Source organism: Paenibacillus pedocola (assembly GCF_031599675.1).
In the GTDB taxonomy this organism is placed as follows: domain Bacteria; phylum Bacillota; class Bacilli; order Paenibacillales; family Paenibacillaceae; genus Paenibacillus_AQ; species Paenibacillus_AQ pedocola.
The window spans coordinates 1,158,580-1,173,478 of the sequence record NZ_CP134223.1 but is presented as its reverse complement, the minus strand read 5'-3'; the positions used below and the strand labels follow the sequence as shown (position 1 = coordinate 1,173,478).

Genomic DNA, 14,899 nt, shown 5'->3' with positions numbered 1-14,899 from the left:
TATCCCCTCTTCTTCACAGTGTTTGTATGCCGCTTAGCCGTTGGTTTCGGCCAGTGTCAGCTTGTCCTCCAAAGCCGCGCCTTTGTTGAAGTTCAAGCTGAGCAGCGCCACGGTACAGACGAGTGTAAACCCGATCAGCATCCAGAAGGCCGCTTCATAGGAGCCCTTGAAGGCATCAACCATGAACCCGATAGCCATAGGTGCAATAAAACCGGCCAGCTGACCTCCGGTATTAACCATCCCCATCGCTGAGCCGGTCGAAGCCGCCGGGATTTTTTTCAGCACGATCGCCGGCAGCAGAATAAGCACAAAAGCAAGAAAAATACTTGTAACTGATTGATAGATAATAAAACCTTCCACGCTTGAGGCATTAAACATAAGGTAGAGCATTGCCCCGATTACAGCACAGGAGAAAGCGCCGGCATACCGTTCCTTTCCTCCAGTCATCTTATCGAGCAAGTAACCCCCTGCAAAAAGTCCGGCAAACGAAGCGACACTCGGAATCATCTGGAGCAGGCCAAGCGATTTCATGGAAAGTCCCCGGACATCAGACAGATATGTCGGCATCCAGCTGGCCAGCCCCCAGTTCACGGCATAAATACTGAAATAAGCGATTAGCAGACTCCACATCATCGGGGTTTTGAACAGCTGGCCGAACCCCGGCTGCGGGGTTTTCACAGCATTCACCACAGCTTCAACGCCAGAAGCCTGTTGCGGATTGTAGATAAACTTCCAATACAGGACGGCGATGATAATCCCCACGATGCCTATGTACATGAACATATGGCGCCAGCCTATTGAATCCAATACATAAGCTGAGAAAATCGGTGTAATAAAGGCCATAAGACCGCCTGAGGTTAATAAAATCGACATCGCCCTGGCCCGCTTCTCCTGCGGAAAGATACCTGCAATAAGCTTCGAAGCTGCGGGCTGGAAGCCGCCTTCGCCAATCCCGAACAGGAAGCGGATGATCAGGATGGAACCAAGTGACCAGGCTGCGCCTGTCATTGCCGTAAAGATCGACCACAACACAACAGAAAGGATCAGTACCTTCCTTGAACCAAACTTATCGGCGAGCCAGCCCCCGGGCATCTGCATAATGGCATAACCGGCAAAAAAGGAGCTAAGCAAAATCCCCGTCGATGTAGCACTGAGGCTTAAATCTTCCGTAATCGTTAGCACTGCGTAATTCATTACGTACCGGTCCAGATTCCCTAATGACCATCCCAAAAATAACAATGCCAACACCCAATTGCTGCCTAGCACCTTCCGCATACTGTTACCTCCCGGTGACTCATTTTATTTAAGGACTAATTACGGATAATTTCCTTATATACATAATATATAGGAGTCTACCGTTTTTCAATGTTTTTTAATTAACATAACGTTATGAGTCATGAAACATTACACTACGGCGCAAAAAAAGAGGCATCCCAATTGGATGCCTACTTGAACCGGTATATTTTAACGGGTCTGCCGCGTACTCCCGGTGCTTCCTCGCCGGCGGAGTCGACAAGCCCCGCCTCGGACAATTCTGTCATAATCCGCCGGGCATTGCGTTCGGTCATTTGCAGCTGGACCGCCAAGTCCTTGGCAGTAAAGCTTTCCCAGCCCATCCGCCGGACCAGCGCAACTACTTTATTGAATGTTTTGACGCTGATTCCGCTGGTTTTCAGCTTGGCCATAATTTCCTGATCATTCGTCCGAAACGAATAGACCAGCTTGTCATCCTGATCGGCCGACTCAACGATGACACCGTCCTCCTGTATGATAACGATGCGTTTGTCCGTTTTCTCCTTGGATTGGCGAAGTGCAGTATGCGCATTCGTCTCCGCAGCGGACACCGTCTCACCGAAGCCGATACCCACCGCTACACTGGTATCCGTTTTGGCCGCCAAATAATCAACGGTATCACTCAGCAGCTTCAGCTCCCGTTCAATTGCCCCGCGTGTACTGAAGATGACATACCGTCCGCCGCCTTTTTCCAGGAAAGAACCGTCCAGCCTCTCACAGAGCTTGATCAGCTCTTCCTTCAGCTTCAGCTCCAGATACTGCAATTGATAGGAAGTATTCAGCTTTTGCGCAACACGGTCGAAATTCTCCACTTCAATGATTTCAACACCAATCTGTGTATCCTTGAAGTAGGAGGTTCTGACTTTCTCTGCAAAAAGCCGGAGCGACTGGATAATTTCCAGACTGCTGGGTGAGACGGTAAAAGCCTGAACCCCTGCCGCCTTTAGCGCTGCTGCAACACTCGGAAAGCAAGTGATCGCCCCTTCTGTCCTGCCCTCCTGCCATAGCGTGAGATGAAAGCTCAGCAACTCTTCCGTATCCGCATCAAGCTCGTAAGTCTTCGTATGCAGTTCCAGCCCCGCATTTTCAATCTGCTTCAGCGCACTGTCTACAAGCCCCTCATTATCCGGCATATCGATGCTGATCCGTTTAACCAGCCGGCCCTGCGTATAAGCCAGATCCAACAGGCTTTTATAAAAGGCGGATTCCGTCACCCAAATATACTCAATCCGTTCAGCCGAACCCAGTGCTGTCAGCGCAAAAGCATAAGGGATCGGACCGGAGCAAAGCCATGAATCCACCTCACGGTCATGCTGCCGGATAATCTGCTCCGTCTCCCTAGGCTCCCCGTAAACGAAAGATACGAATTCTATTTCCTGTTTCAATATTTGTGCCAAGCTGACTATCCGTTCGACCGAACCTGCCGGCCCGACAATCCCCACTCTATACATCTAAGCCCGTCCCCCAAGCTGCATCATCATTCCTTTCATTTTACACGTTTTTCCGGATACTTCATAATGTTCAGCATTAAAATTTATGGCCGCTCTGTTGGTTTATCTGTCCTTATGATTGCTGTCCCACAATTCCTTGTGCATTAGTCCGGCAAACACAAGCAGAATCAGGGTAAGGATCATTACAAACTCTCTGAGTGTATTTGATATGCTGTCTACGTTGTAGCCAAAAACAATATTAATGCGGCCCCATAACAGGTTAAGACAGAGCAAAGCCACGGTGGAGTAAGTGATCCACACACTGCGGAGATAGAGATTATACGTGCGTTTCGGCCCGTTACCGATAAAATAGCGGCTGTACCGCACCACATATGCCGTAAACACTATAAAGGCGGTTAACTCCAGCGCGACAAGTGTCAAATCAATAATTCCCATGCAAATCGTCTCCCCTCTTGCCCAGGCCGGATTGATGCAGGTCCACCAAGCTTTCGATATCATTCATTTCATAGGCTGCCTGGATTTTACCTAACTTCTCAATTTCTTTCTTCACACGACTGGGCTTGATCTCATTTTTCCTGAAAATATCGAGGAGCTTCACTTGTCGACGACCTCCCCACTATTAATTTTATCAGCGCTCTCTCTTACCTTGGTCTCTCTTGCCTTGTCTTCTCTTTCAATAAGCAGCTTGACGAGTGAACGGTTGTATTGATTGAGCTGCTTCTCGTTCTCCTCATCACGTTTCTGATAATTCTGTATGACCTTTTCTTTATTCGCGATCTGCCGGATGCTCCAGACTAAAGCGATGGATAAAAGGACATTAAGCACGACTGAGCCGTCGTTGTTATTGAACAAGCCAGTCAATGCATTCAAATCCATCAATATCACCCCATTTGTGAACAAATCCATAGCTGCTGACGGAAGAACATCTGCTATACTCTATTCATTTTGCAAACCTATGGATTGGGTAATTCAGTATTTTGTTAGAATGATGCTACACGCCCTCACTATTGATTCTGTGCATCAAACGAAAAATAATGATACTATGTATGATGGATCAAAGACTTTGCTATAGATTAAATCGTTTTTATATGTTGCAACAGGAGAAGATAACATGGAACCGAATTTTTGGATGGATTTACCGAAACCGTTTTTTATATTAGCTCCAATGGAAGATGTCACAGATATTGTATTTCGTCAGGTCATTAGAGAAGCTGCAACACCTGACGTATTTTTCACGGAATTCACAAGTACAGAAAATTATTGTCACCCTGTTGGAAAAGAAAATGTAGGTGGCCGCTTAATGTTCACAGCTGATGAGCAACCGATTGTCGCTCATATTTGGGGCAATAAACCTGCACTTTTTGAACAGATGAGTATGGATATGAAAAAACTTGGTTTTCGTGGTATCGATATAAACATGGGATGCCCGGCACAAAACGCCGCATCCAGCGGAAAAGGGGCTGGATTAATACGCCATCCTCAAGTTGCAGCAGAAATTATTCAAGCAGCAAAAGCTGGTGGATTGCCGGTTAGTGTGAAAACAAGATTGGGGTACTCTAAAATTGACGAGTGGCGCGATTGGTTAGGACATATATTGAAACAAGATATTGCGAATCTTTCCATTCACCTTCGTACAAAAAAAGAGAAGAGTAGAGTACCTGCACACTGGGAACTAATTCCTGAAATAAAAAAATTGCGCGATGAAATTGCTCCAAATACGTTGTTAACCATTAATGGAGATATTCCGGACCGCGCAACAGGATTAAAAATAGTTGAACAACACGGCGTTGATGGTATAATGATTGGCCGCGGTATTTTCACCAATCCATTTGCTTTTGAAAAAGAACCCAAAGAACATAGAGCGAAAGATTTTCTCAATTTACTTCTTTTACAGTTGGATCTGCACGATAAATATTCAACAGAAACCCTGCCGCGTTCATTTAAACCACTTCTTCGCTTTTTCAAAATCTATACTCGTGGATTTAGAGGTGCAGACGAACTAAGAAACCAATTAATGGATACCACGTCAACAGACGAAGTTCGCCGTTTAGTAAAACCTCTTTTAGATCAAGTATTAGATTGAAGTATCCCCCCCTTTATAATCATCAAGCGCATTTGAAATACCTAGAAAAAATAAAGAGACCTTTCGTAGTTAAACGAAAGGCCTCTTTATTTAACAATATGTGGTCAAAGCAGGTTTCCTATCAAGGAAACCCTTGATGCATAAGGGTTTTTAGCCCTTATTACATCATGCCGCCCATACCGCCCATGCCGCCCATGTCTGGCATGCCGCCGCCTTTTTCAGGCTCTGGCTTGTCAGCGATCACTGCTTCAGTGGTCAGGAACATAGCTGCTACGGATGCAGCATTCTGCAGCGCGGAGCGAGTTACCTTCGCAGGGTCAACGATTCCGGCTTCGAACATGTTCACCCATTCGCCGGTAGCTGCGTTGTAACCTACACCAACAGTTTCTTTCTTCAAGCGGTCCACGATAACGGAACCTTCTTCACCAGCATTCGCAGCAATCGTGCGGATTGGCTCTTCCAGAGCGCGCAGCACGATGTTGACACCAGTTCTTTCGTCGCCGGTTACATCAACAGCCGCTACAGCGTTATATACGTTCACAAGAGCTGTACCCCCACCGGATACGATACCTTCTTCAACCGCAGCGCGGGTTGCGTTCAGGGCGTCTTCGATGCGCAGTTTGCGCTCTTTCAGTTCTGTTTCAGTTGCTGCGCCGACTTTGACAACGGCTACGCCGCCAGCCAGTTTAGCCAGACGCTCCTGCAGTTTTTCTTTGTCGAACTCGGAAGTGGTTTCTTCCAGCTGGGAACGGATTTGGCTTACACGTGCATTGATGTCCGCTTTGTCGCCGCTGCCGTCTACGATGGTAGTGTTTTCTTTGGTTACGCGCACTTGGCGGGCGTTACCCAGTTGTTCGATGGAAGTGCTCTTCAGGTCAAGACCCAGCTTCTCAGTGATCACCTGGCCGCCTGTCAGAGCAGCGATGTCCTGCAGCATTGCTTCACGGCGGTCGCCAAAGCCAGGGGCTTTAACAGCAACAGCGTTGAAGGTTCCGCGCAGTTTGTTCACGATCAGCATAGCTTGCGCTTCGCCTTCGATATCTTCAGCGATGATTACGAGCGGACGGGCCTGCTGTACAATCTTCTCAAGCAGCGGAAGAATTTCCTGCGTGCTGCTGATCTTCTTGTCAGTGATCAGGATGTACGGGTTGTCCAGAACAGCTTCCATTTTGTCCGTGTCAGTAATCATGTACGGGGAAATGTAGCCGCGGTCAAACTGCATACCTTCAACCACTTCAAGCTCAGTCAGGAATCCGCGGGATTCTTCAACAGTGATAACACCGTCTTTTCCGACTTTTTCCATAGCTTCTGCAATCAGTTGTCCCACTTCATCATCAGCAGCGGAGATAGCTGCTACTTGAGCGATAGCCTGGGAATCTTCGATTGGCTTAGCAATCTTCTGCAGTTCAGCAACAGCCGCTTTAACCGCTTTGTCGATCCCTTTGCGGATCACCATAGGGTTAGCGCCTGCAGTTACGTTCTTCAGACCTTCGCGGATCATAGCCTGTGCCAGAACCGTTGCAGTTGTAGTACCGTCACCGGCTACATCGTTGGTCTTAGTAGCTACTTCTTTAACGAGCTGTGCGCCCATGTTCTCGAATGCATCTTCGAGTTCGATTTCTTTCGCGATGGTAACACCGTCGTTAGTGATCAGCGGGCTGCCGAATTTCTTCTCGAGCACCACGTTGCGGCCTTTAGGACCCAGTGTAACTTTTACTGCATTTGCCAAAGCATCAACCCCGCGAAGCATCGAGCGGCGGGCGTCTTCACTGAATTTAATTTCTTTTGCCATTAGTGTTAACCTCCTAAAAGTTTGTGAGCGTTACTTCATGGCTACACTTCGAACAAACTTACTTCGAAAGCGTAAACCTGGTTTGTGTTACGTGCGTTGAAGCTTAAGTATGGTTACGGCTAAACTTATAAACGTTCTTCTTAGTCAAGAATCGCGTGAATGTCGCTTTCCTTCATAATCAGATATTCTTTGCCTTCGTATTTGATTTCGGTTCCGGCATATTTCGAGAAGATCACGCGGTCGCCTTCTTTAACTTCCAGCGGTACACGCACTCCGTCTTTAAGAGCTCCGCTGCCGACTGCGATAATTTTGCCTTCCTGCGGCTTCTCTTTGGAAGAGTCCGGAAGCACGATACCGAAAGAAGTGGTTTCCTGTTGCTCGCTTGGTTCTACCAATACGCGTTCACCTAGTGGTTTGATCATGAAAAATAGCCTCCTTTGAAATTATGTTATTTACCTTGAGAACATAGATTGGGATGCCGGAGAATCAATAAGGATTCATACGGCTGCTTGTGAAAATATCGTCTTGGCGCGGCCTCTGCCGGCTAATCCCATATTGTTCAGCTCCGTTAGCACTCAACCATCTTTAGTGCTAACAACAATTTTTATGATACTCAACTTGAAGACGGATTTCAAGTCCTTTTACGTAAAATCGCATTGTTTTACGGAAAAATATGGTTTGCAGGGTTGTCCGGCACACACTCTCTTACATTCTATCCACCGAAAGGCAAAGTATGCCCGTCCCGGCTTCAAAACTCAAGATTCGAAGCCGGAGGTTCAATGTCAGAGCTCCTCTTGTTTAACATAACGCGCTTCCCGTCCGGCATCCTCCGCCAGCTGCTTGCGGTAGACAAAGGCTGAGAGAAATACGCTGAACTCATAGAGCACGATCAGCGGAAGGGTTACAAGAAAGTCCGAGATGAAATCAGGCGGCGTAATCACTACGGCAATAAAGACAAGCGCGAAATAGGCATACCGCCGCATCCGGCGCAGGCGCAGCGGGTTGAGAATTCTCAGCTTTGTCAAGAACATGACAATCAGCGGCAGCTCAAACAGCAAGGCCAGCGGAATGCACAGGCTGAACATGAAGCTGAAATATTCGGCAATCCCGTACGTCTCCGCAAGCCCCATGCTGCGGGTAATAGAGATCGTGAATGACAGCGCCATAGGAAACACAATGTAATAGGCAAATGCTATACCAAGTATAAACAGCACGAACACATAGGGCACATACCGTAGTGCCGCACTACGCTCCAGAGGCCGCAGCCCGGGACTGATGAACGCCCACAGTTGATAGACAATGAACGGCAGTGAGACCGCCAGCGAGACCGCCATGGCAATCTTCATATACATGCCGATACCGTCCCAGAAGGAGAATGCATGCAGAACAAAGCCCTCAGCCTGATCGGCGTGAATCAGGTACAGATAAATCGGTTTGGCGACGAACAGTCCGCCGATAAGACCGGCTACAAACACAATCAGCACATAGATAATCCGTCTGCGCAGTTCGGTAAGATGATCAACCACTGACATTTCTTCCGCTTCCAGAGACATGATATGGCACCACCCAAATGACTTATGTAGAATTCCCCGTAAAAAAAAGGGGGCGCCGCCCAGTCTTAACCAGACCTGAGAGGAACGCCCCCGCGTAGATAATTCGTATTATTCCGGAAGACGCCGGTCCTGCGGAAGTTCTGCAGCTAATTTCTGCGGGGCCAGCGGAACAGGCGCTTCACTGCGCTTTGCCGGTTCCGGCTCGCTGATAATCTCACGTGCCCCGTCCTTGAACTCACGGAAGGTGCGTCCGACTGCACGCCCAAGCTCAGGAAGCTTGTTCGGACCAAAGAGCAGCAGCGCCAGGATAACCAGTAATATAATTCCGGGAGCACCAATACCATTCAGCATTTGTTATTCCTCCTCGTTACTCTGTCCGTTCATGATATCTTAAACACTAATTTAATAATACCATAACTTTTGTCACACATCCAACCGGCTTTTCAGCAGATTGGATGGGACACAGACAGCGTCCGGCAGAGGTTATTGACGATACTGGCCGGTGACCATCAGCAGTGCTTCCGGCAGCTGATCCATAATCGCTGCGAGATTCTCATGCACACCTTTCGGAGTTCCCGGCAGATTGACAATCAGCGTTCTTCCGCGGATTCCGCAAATGCCGCGGAAAAGCATCACCGCGCGGTTCTTTTGCATTACTGTACTCCGCATCGCTTCCGAAAGGCCCGGCACCTCCCGTTCGATCACACGCCGGGTGGCTTCCGGTGTAACATCACGGATTGCCAGATCGGTACCTCCTGTAGTCAGCACCAGATCGGCCTTGAAATAATCCGTAAGCTCAATCAATGCGGCAATAATCTCATCCTGCTCGTCCGGCACGATCCTGACCTCAATGATCTCGCCGCCAAGCTCTTCTTCTACCAGCTCCCGAATAACCTGGGCGCTAGTGTCTTCCCGTTCGCCCCTGGACCCTTTATCGCTGGCCGTCAGGATTGCTGTTTTCCACGCCATAGGTTGTCCCTCCCTCTCTATGTACTATGTATGGACGGCTGCAGACTGCAGCCTTCTCGCGCTATACGTGCTGTGTTTAAACCTCCAGCGCATAATCCCCGTTTTTCCCGCCGCTCTTTGACACCAGCATCGTCGGTCCGATAATCATGTCCTTCTGCAGCGCCTTGCACATGTCGTACACTGTCAGCGCTGCCGCAGAAACGGCCGTCAGCGCCTCCATCTCCACACCGGTCATCCCGGTTGTCTTGACAGTTGCTTCTATATAAAGTTCATCTTTGCTGTTATCCGAGAAGCGGATATCAATGCCGGTCAGCGGCAGCGGATGGCACATCGGGATCCAGTCGGCTGTTTTTTTGGCGGCCATGATTCCAGCGACCTGCGCGACAGCCAGTACATCCCCTTTACCGATCCTGCCGGCCTTGATGGCATCAAGCGTCCCGGGGTCCATCTTTACCTTGCTTCTCGCAGCGGCCGACCGCTTGGTGATCTCCTTGTCGCTGACATCCACCATGCGTGCCCGGCCCTGCTCATTAAAATGGCTTAGTTCCATGCTGTTTCTCCTTCCGGAAATCCATGATCCCGTCTTCTGTAATCAACATGTCCATATAGGCATCATGGTAATCCATGGGTACCTCCGGTACCAGCTGCTGACCGAATGCCAGGCCGATCCACAGCGGAGCTCCTGCGGATGCCGGAAGCTCCGCTTCCCAGGCTGCCCGCAGACGGTCATAATAGCCGCGTCCGTAACCGAGCCTTCCGCCGCGGCGGTCAAAAGCCAGTCCGGGCACGAACACAGCATCCGGACGGCACTGCCCGCCGGGTTCACAAGCCGGGGCGGAAATAGGCTCCTGGATACCGTAGGCTCCAGCGGCAAGCTCTTTCCATGAGTTTACCGGATGCAGGCTCATCTTTCCTGTGGATTGGATCACACGGGGCAGCAGCACCTTACGGCCCGCTGCCCAGGCGCCGTCGATCAGCGGGCGCGTGTCCAGCTCCGAACGGAACGGCACGTAGGCAAGCAGCTTCTCTGCACCTTCCCGTGCAAGCCACTCCGCTGCATAACCGCAGACCAGAGTGGACAATGCCTCTCTCTGGTCTGCCGGCAGCTTGTCGCGGACGGCGGCTCTCTCCGCGCGCAGTTCCCGCTTTAATTCGGCGAGCAAGGCGCTCTGGCCTGTCATCTGCAGCCGCCTCCTCCTGTTCATAGGACTAGCTTATCATAGTTTGTAAACTCAGTTTACCACTCTTCTCCCCGGTTCGCCAAGGTTGTATCATTTGCTCTGTTATGCGAATCATTCAAGATGTTCTCCTCTTATCCTGCTGTCAAAAAACACGCCGAGCTCCTCAATTCTCCCGGCTTTCCGCACCCTGCAGCAAAGTTCCTGCCCCCTCGCGCCGCTGGCGCTTTTCATGTAAACTATAGAATAAGCAAGTTACACGGCCGGGCGTCAGCGCCAAGGCGAAATATGCAAGGGCGGAGGTCTCATCAGTATGCTTCTTCAAGCGACAGGAATTTCGAAATCATATGGTATACAAAGCGTGCTGGACGGCATCAGCCTGCAGGTGAATGAGAAGGAGCGGGTTGGACTGGTAGGCGTTAACGGCGCCGGCAAATCCACCTTCCTGCAGATCCTCGCGGGTGAGATGTCCTTTGACAGCGGGCAAATTCATAAATCCAAAGAAACAACTATCGGCTATCTAGCCCAGAACAGCGGACTGCAGTCGGACAAAACGATACAGGAAGAGATGCTCGCTGTATTCGCTCCGCTGATCGAGGCGGAAGCCGAGCTGCGGCAGATGGAGGCGAGCATCGCTGATCCTAAGCTTGCCGATGACCCGAAACGGTATGAAGATCTGCTGGAACGGTACGCCAAACGGTCGGACTGGTTCAAAGACCACGGCGGTTATGAGATGAACACACGCATCCGCAGCGTGCTGCACGGGATGGGTTTCGGAGAATTCGCACCGGATACGCCGATTGCCACCTTAAGCGGAGGACAGAAGACACGGCTCGCGCTGGCCCGCATCCTGCTTCAGGCCCCGGATCTGCTCATGCTCGATGAGCCTACGAACCACCTGGACATTGAGACGCTGACGTGGCTGGAGGATTATTTGCGCAGCTATGCCGGCGGAATTCTGGTCGTCTCCCATGACCGGTATTTCCTCGACAGGCTGGTTACCACGATCGTTGAAATTGAGCGGCATCAGTCCCGGCGGTATACAGGAAACTATAGCCGTTATATGGAGCTGAAGGCTGCGGAATATGAGATCCGCATGAAGCAGTACGAGAAGCAGCAGGACGAGATCTCCCGGATGGAGGATTTCGTGCAGCGTAACATCGTGCGTGCTTCTACAACCAAACGTGCCCAGAGCCGGCGCAAAGCGCTGGAAAAAATGGACCGTATCGACAAGCCGCTCGGTGACCTGAAGAAAGCCAGCTTCTCCTTCGAGCCTGACTTCATGTCCGGTAAAGAGGTGCTGCAGGTACGTGACGTTGCCGTATCCTTCAGCGAAGAAGCAGCGCCACTCTTCCGTAACGCGTCCTTTGAACTGCGGCGCGGCGAAACAGCAGCACTGATCGGCCCGAACGGGATCGGCAAATCAACGCTGCTGCAATGCATGACCGGTACCCGGGAGCCATCCGCCGGAACCGTAAACTGGGGAGCCAAAGTAAAGATCGCTTATTACGATCAGGAACAGACAAGGCTCAACCCGCGCAATACGGTTCTAGAGGAGCTGTGGAGCGAATATCCGATGCTTGAAGAGGCCCGGATCCGTACCATTCTCGGCAACTTCCTGTTCAGCGGGGAGGATGTCCTGAAGCGGGTCGCAGCGCTCAGCGGCGGTGAAAAAGCACGCGTGGCACTATCAAAGCTGATGCTGCGCGGCGCAAACATGCTCATTCTCGATGAGCCTACCAACCATTTGGATTTGGTCAGCCGCGAGGTGCTGGAGTCCGCCCTGATCGATTTTGAAGGCACCCTGTTATTCATCTCCCATGACCGTTATTTCCTCAACAAAATGGCTGAGCGCGTATTGGAGCTGCATCCCGGCGGCATCGACCAGTATCTTGGCAACTATGATGATTATGTTGAGAAGAAAAAAGAGCTGGAGGCCATCGCCCTGGAGGAAGCCGAACTTACGGCGGCCAAAGCCTCGCGCAATGCCGATCTTGATGCCGCGGCAGACAAAGGCAGTGCCTCCTCCTATGAAGCGGATAAAGCGGCCAAACGGGAGGAACGGAACCGGCAGCGGCGGATTTCAGAGCTGGAAGAAACCATTGCCCGCCTGGAGGAAGAGATCGCCGGAATTGAGCATGAAATGACCAAACCGGAGGTTTATCAGGATTACATGGCGCTTCAGGAGCATGAGAATGACCTCAAGGACAAAAAAACGCAGCTTAGCGAACGGTTTGACGAATGGGAGCAGCTGGCTGACGAATAATGTAATCAGGTTAAATAAATATTTTTAAACTGTTACCGATTTGTTCATAAAAACTTATCCACAACCCCATCCACAGTTTTCGTGTATAACTCTCCGTAAAAAAAGCCCCCCGGGGCCTTTTTTTACGCGATAAATCGCTATTTTGTTTGTCAAGGACTTTTTATCCACCGAATTATCCACATTATCCACAATTTCCACAAAAACCTCACACAGGATAACTTCACATTTCTACGGTTCAGAAAATAGGCGTTATTGCTGATTTTACACGGTTTTTACACAACTAAGGCAGAATATGTGGATAACGTTGTCCACATCTTGACAAAAGCCGCATATGCTAAAATTCCATCCTACAAATTATTAAAAGAAGCCGTACAGATGCCCGGCCCAACGTAAAAACAGACCCTCTTCCCGGCGCGCATGCACCAAGATGAAGGTCTGTAACCCCTATCTATTCCACTACCGGAAAAGCTGCCTCCCGGACCTGCTCTACCTGGGCGGAGAGCAGTGCCGCATTGCAAGCGGCAATATAAGCTATCCCTGCTGCCATTACAATATCCTGATGGATCGCTGTCCCCCTAAACTTACTGCCTTCCCATTCCACCATAACCGCAGCTTCAGCCTGGGCATTCTCCCCGCTGCCCAGTGAGTGCAGCTCCAGTCCCGCAAAGCTGATATGCTCGGCGATTCCCTGGCTGGTTGCAGCAATGACTGCCTCCAAAGGGCCGCTGCCGGTGCTGGTGTACGCTTTTTCTGTACCGTTCTGCAGGTGGCGGACCGTCACTGCGGCCACCCTCCGCGGGGCGCTGCCGGCCAGCACCTGAACATCGCCCAGCTCGTAGACCTGGGCCTGCTGTCCGGTAGCCGTGCTGACCATCCGCAGCAGTTCGTCATCGCTGACCGCTTTCTGGCGATCGGCCGTCTCCTTGAAGGATTCGTAGAGTGCATCCAGCTCTGCCGCATCCAGGGCAATTCCATACTTCGCCGCGCGGTCCTTAAGTGCATGTCTGCCGGAATGCTTGCCCAGAATGATCATGCTGCGCGGAATTCCCAGCCGCTCAGGGTCCATAATCTCGTACGTGCTGCGGTCCTTCAGCAAACCATCCTGATGGATGCCGGACTCATGCTGGAAGGCATTTCTGCCGACGACCGGCTTGTTATAGGCAATCGGGAAATGCATCGCCCCGCTGATGATCCGCGAGGTATCATACAGCTTATCCAGTACGATCCCCGTTTCCGCACCGAGAGCGTCCCCCCGGGTCTCAAGGGCCATGACCAGCTCTTCCAGCGCACAGTTCCCGGTGCGTTCGCCGACGCCGTTGACTGTAACCTCGATTTGGGTTGCCCCACCGGCAATAGCTGCGAGGCTGTTCGCTACGGCAAGCCCCAGATCATTATGACAATGGGCGCTGTAGCTGACTTTCTCTCCGCCCCTGGCGCCAAGGCGCACCCGCCGGAACATCTCCCCGTATTCATGCGGCAAGGCATAGCCGACGGTATCCGGCAGGTTGATAATACTGGCCCCTTCTTCAATGACTGCCTCAACCATCTCAATCAGATCATCGATTCCCGTCCGGGCCGCATCCATCGCAGTGAACTCCACCACCTCGCAGAACTGCCGGGCATAGGCTGTCATTTCACGGGCGGCTGCGACTACCTCAGGGCGGCTTTTGCGCAGCTGGTGGCGCAGGTGAATGTCGGAAGAGGAGATGAACAGGTGAATCCTCCGCCGCTCTGCATCCCGGGTCGCCCGGACGGCCGCATCGATATCCCCCCGGACAGCGCGGGCAAATCCGCAGATTTCCACGCCCTGAACCTTGCGGGAGATCGTCTCCACAGCGGCAAAATCCCCCGGACTCGATATCGGAAAGCCCGGCTCCAGCACATCCACCCCCAGCTCAGCCAGCTTATAAGCGAGTACGATCTTTTGCTCAGGCGTCAGGCTCGCTCCGGGAGCCTGCTCGCCGTCACGCAGCGTTGTATCAAAAATTTGAATCCGTTTTTTTACTGGAATGATCATGGAAAACCCTCCTAAAGTTTAGTTAGCATACGCTGTTCACTGGATGTTGCGCAGGGCACACGTCGACTTGTCCCCTGCTGTTCCCGCCCACTGCTGCCGGCAGCATCTCAACCGCTTTTATCACAACACAAAAACCCGCCGTCTCTATAAAGAGACGGCGGGTTACCCCTCCGCGGTACCACTCTTTTTGACGCATCCGGCTCCTATTCATAGCAAACCGCAAGCTGCGTCCAGCTCTTTCCCATCCTTGGCCTGGCGTCCATTTAAGGCACGGTTCAGCAAGAATGAGTGTCTGGT

The 14,899-nt window shown here is 51.1% G+C and carries 15 protein-coding genes and 1 other annotated feature (1 of these 16 cut by a window edge); of the genes, 2 read left to right on the top strand and 13 right to left on the bottom strand.

The genetic code is table 11. The features are described 5' to 3' along the window. Positions 1-33 precede the first annotated feature (33 nt). From QU597_RS05025 to QU597_RS05005, 5 genes are all read right to left on the bottom strand, one after another. Positions 34-1,275: an MFS transporter gene (locus QU597_RS05025; RefSeq protein ID WP_310831643.1), complete on the bottom strand. Its 1,242-nt coding sequence runs from the start codon at positions 1,273-1,275 to the stop codon at positions 34-36. Positions 1,276-1,445: 170 nt separating this feature from the next. Next, entirely contained in the window at positions 1,446-2,744 is a 1,299-nt protein-coding gene (locus QU597_RS05020; RefSeq protein WP_310831642.1) for a helix-turn-helix domain-containing protein, read from the bottom strand. Positions 2,745-2,846: 102 nt separating this feature from the next. Next, positions 2,847-3,179 (bottom strand): hypothetical protein, encoded by a 333-nt coding sequence (locus tag QU597_RS05015; RefSeq protein WP_310831641.1) that lies wholly within the window; start codon positions 3,177-3,179, stop codon positions 2,847-2,849. Further along, positions 3,166-3,342 carry a hypothetical protein gene (locus QU597_RS05010; protein WP_310831640.1) on the bottom strand — a complete coding sequence of 59 codons (177 nt, stop codon included), beginning with the start codon at positions 3,340-3,342 and terminating at the stop codon, positions 3,166-3,168. The genes QU597_RS05015 and QU597_RS05010 overlap by 14 nt, the downstream gene beginning before the upstream one ends. Beyond that, positions 3,339-3,620, bottom strand: a complete 282-nt coding sequence (locus QU597_RS05005) for a hypothetical protein (RefSeq protein WP_310831639.1) — start codon at positions 3,618-3,620, stop codon at positions 3,339-3,341. Before QU597_RS05005 ends, QU597_RS05010 begins: the two co-directional genes overlap by 4 nt. Positions 3,621-3,855: 235 nt before the next feature. On the opposite strand from QU597_RS05005, the gene QU597_RS05000 reads away from it, so the two are divergent. Then, positions 3,856-4,827 (top strand): tRNA dihydrouridine synthase, encoded by a 972-nt coding sequence (locus QU597_RS05000; RefSeq protein WP_310831638.1) that lies wholly within the window; start codon positions 3,856-3,858, stop codon positions 4,825-4,827. A 160-nt stretch (positions 4,828-4,987) separates the two neighbouring features. Here the strand turns inward: QU597_RS05000 and groL are convergent, their stop codons facing one another. The 7 genes from groL to QU597_RS04965 all read right to left on the bottom strand — a co-directional run bounded on the left by groL (position 4,988) and on the right by QU597_RS04965 (position 10,322). Then, positions 4,988-6,619: a chaperonin GroEL gene (gene groL, locus QU597_RS04995; protein ID WP_054939031.1), complete on the bottom strand. Its 1,632-nt coding sequence runs from the start codon at positions 6,617-6,619 to the stop codon at positions 4,988-4,990. Between the two features lie 140 nt (positions 6,620-6,759). After that, on the bottom strand, positions 6,760-7,041 hold the full coding sequence (gene groES, locus QU597_RS04990) for a co-chaperone GroES (protein WP_054939030.1): 282 nt from the start codon (positions 7,039-7,041) through the stop codon (positions 6,760-6,762). A 360-nt stretch (positions 7,042-7,401) separates the two neighbouring features. Further along, the gene (gene tatC / locus QU597_RS04985) at positions 7,402-8,172 is read right to left on the bottom strand and encodes a twin-arginine translocase subunit TatC (RefSeq protein ID WP_310831637.1); all 771 of its coding nucleotides are present in this window, start codon (positions 8,170-8,172) and stop codon (positions 7,402-7,404) included. Positions 8,173-8,280: 108 nt separating this feature from the next. Then, complete coding sequence (tatA, locus tag QU597_RS04980) at positions 8,281-8,520, bottom strand: twin-arginine translocase TatA/TatE family subunit (protein WP_310833233.1); 240 nt, start codon at positions 8,518-8,520, stop codon at positions 8,281-8,283. 135 nt (positions 8,521-8,655) lie between these two features. Next, complete coding sequence (locus QU597_RS04975) at positions 8,656-9,141, bottom strand: MogA/MoaB family molybdenum cofactor biosynthesis protein (protein ID WP_054939027.1); 486 nt, start codon at positions 9,139-9,141, stop codon at positions 8,656-8,658. A 76-nt stretch (positions 9,142-9,217) separates the two neighbouring features. After that, positions 9,218-9,691 (bottom strand): cyclic pyranopterin monophosphate synthase MoaC, encoded by a 474-nt coding sequence (gene moaC / locus QU597_RS04970; RefSeq protein ID WP_310831636.1) that lies wholly within the window; start codon positions 9,689-9,691, stop codon positions 9,218-9,220. Beyond that, the gene (locus QU597_RS04965) at positions 9,672-10,322 is read right to left on the bottom strand and encodes a 5-formyltetrahydrofolate cyclo-ligase (RefSeq protein WP_310831635.1); all 651 of its coding nucleotides are present in this window, start codon (positions 10,320-10,322) and stop codon (positions 9,672-9,674) included. The genes moaC and QU597_RS04965 overlap by 20 nt, the downstream gene beginning before the upstream one ends. A gap of 310 nt (positions 10,323-10,632) precedes the next feature. Between QU597_RS04965 and QU597_RS04960 the strand changes: the two genes are divergently transcribed. After that, positions 10,633-12,585: an ABC-F family ATP-binding cassette domain-containing protein gene (locus QU597_RS04960; RefSeq protein ID WP_310831634.1), complete on the top strand. Its 1,953-nt coding sequence runs from the start codon at positions 10,633-10,635 to the stop codon at positions 12,583-12,585. Between the two features lie 448 nt (positions 12,586-13,033). Here QU597_RS04960 and QU597_RS04955 read toward each other — a convergent pair whose 3' ends face one another. Further along, complete coding sequence (locus tag QU597_RS04955) at positions 13,034-14,602, bottom strand: 2-isopropylmalate synthase (protein ID WP_310831633.1); 1,569 nt, start codon at positions 14,600-14,602, stop codon at positions 13,034-13,036. Positions 14,603-14,749: 147 nt separating this feature from the next. Beyond that, positions 14,750-14,899, bottom strand: a binding site (T-box leader) (it continues 145 nt past the right edge of the window).

Excerpts from the sequence above, each read along its gene's own strand:
- QU597_RS05025 (WP_310831643.1), bottom strand. The coding sequence starts at position 1,275 with ATGCGGAAGGTGCTAGGCAGCAATTGGGTGTTGGCATTGTTATTTTTG.
- QU597_RS05020 (WP_310831642.1), bottom strand. The coding sequence starts at position 2,744 with ATGTATAGAGTGGGGATTGTCGGGCCGGCAGGTTCGGTCGAACGGATA.
- QU597_RS05015 (WP_310831641.1), bottom strand. The coding sequence starts at position 3,179 with ATGGGAATTATTGATTTGACACTTGTCGCGCTGGAGTTAACCGCCTTT.
- QU597_RS05005 (WP_310831639.1), bottom strand. The coding sequence starts at position 3,620 with ATGGATTTGAATGCATTGACTGGCTTGTTCAATAACAACGACGGCTCA.
- QU597_RS05000 (WP_310831638.1), top strand. The coding sequence starts at position 3,856 with ATGGAACCGAATTTTTGGATGGATTTACCGAAACCGTTTTTTATATTA.
- groL (WP_054939031.1), bottom strand. The coding sequence starts at position 6,619 with ATGGCAAAAGAAATTAAATTCAGTGAAGACGCCCGCCGCTCGATGCTT.
- groES (WP_054939030.1), bottom strand. The coding sequence starts at position 7,041 with ATGATCAAACCACTAGGTGAACGCGTATTGGTAGAACCAAGCGAGCAA.
- tatC (WP_310831637.1), bottom strand. The coding sequence starts at position 8,172 with ATGTCTCTGGAAGCGGAAGAAATGTCAGTGGTTGATCATCTTACCGAA.
- QU597_RS04975 (WP_054939027.1), bottom strand. The coding sequence starts at position 9,141 with ATGGCGTGGAAAACAGCAATCCTGACGGCCAGCGATAAAGGGTCCAGG.
- moaC (WP_310831636.1), bottom strand. The coding sequence starts at position 9,691 with ATGGAACTAAGCCATTTTAATGAGCAGGGCCGGGCACGCATGGTGGAT.
- QU597_RS04965 (WP_310831635.1), bottom strand. The coding sequence starts at position 10,322 with ATGACAGGCCAGAGCGCCTTGCTCGCCGAATTAAAGCGGGAACTGCGC.
- QU597_RS04960 (WP_310831634.1), top strand. The coding sequence starts at position 10,633 with ATGCTTCTTCAAGCGACAGGAATTTCGAAATCATATGGTATACAAAGC.
- QU597_RS04955 (WP_310831633.1), bottom strand. The coding sequence starts at position 14,602 with ATGATCATTCCAGTAAAAAAACGGATTCAAATTTTTGATACAACGCTG.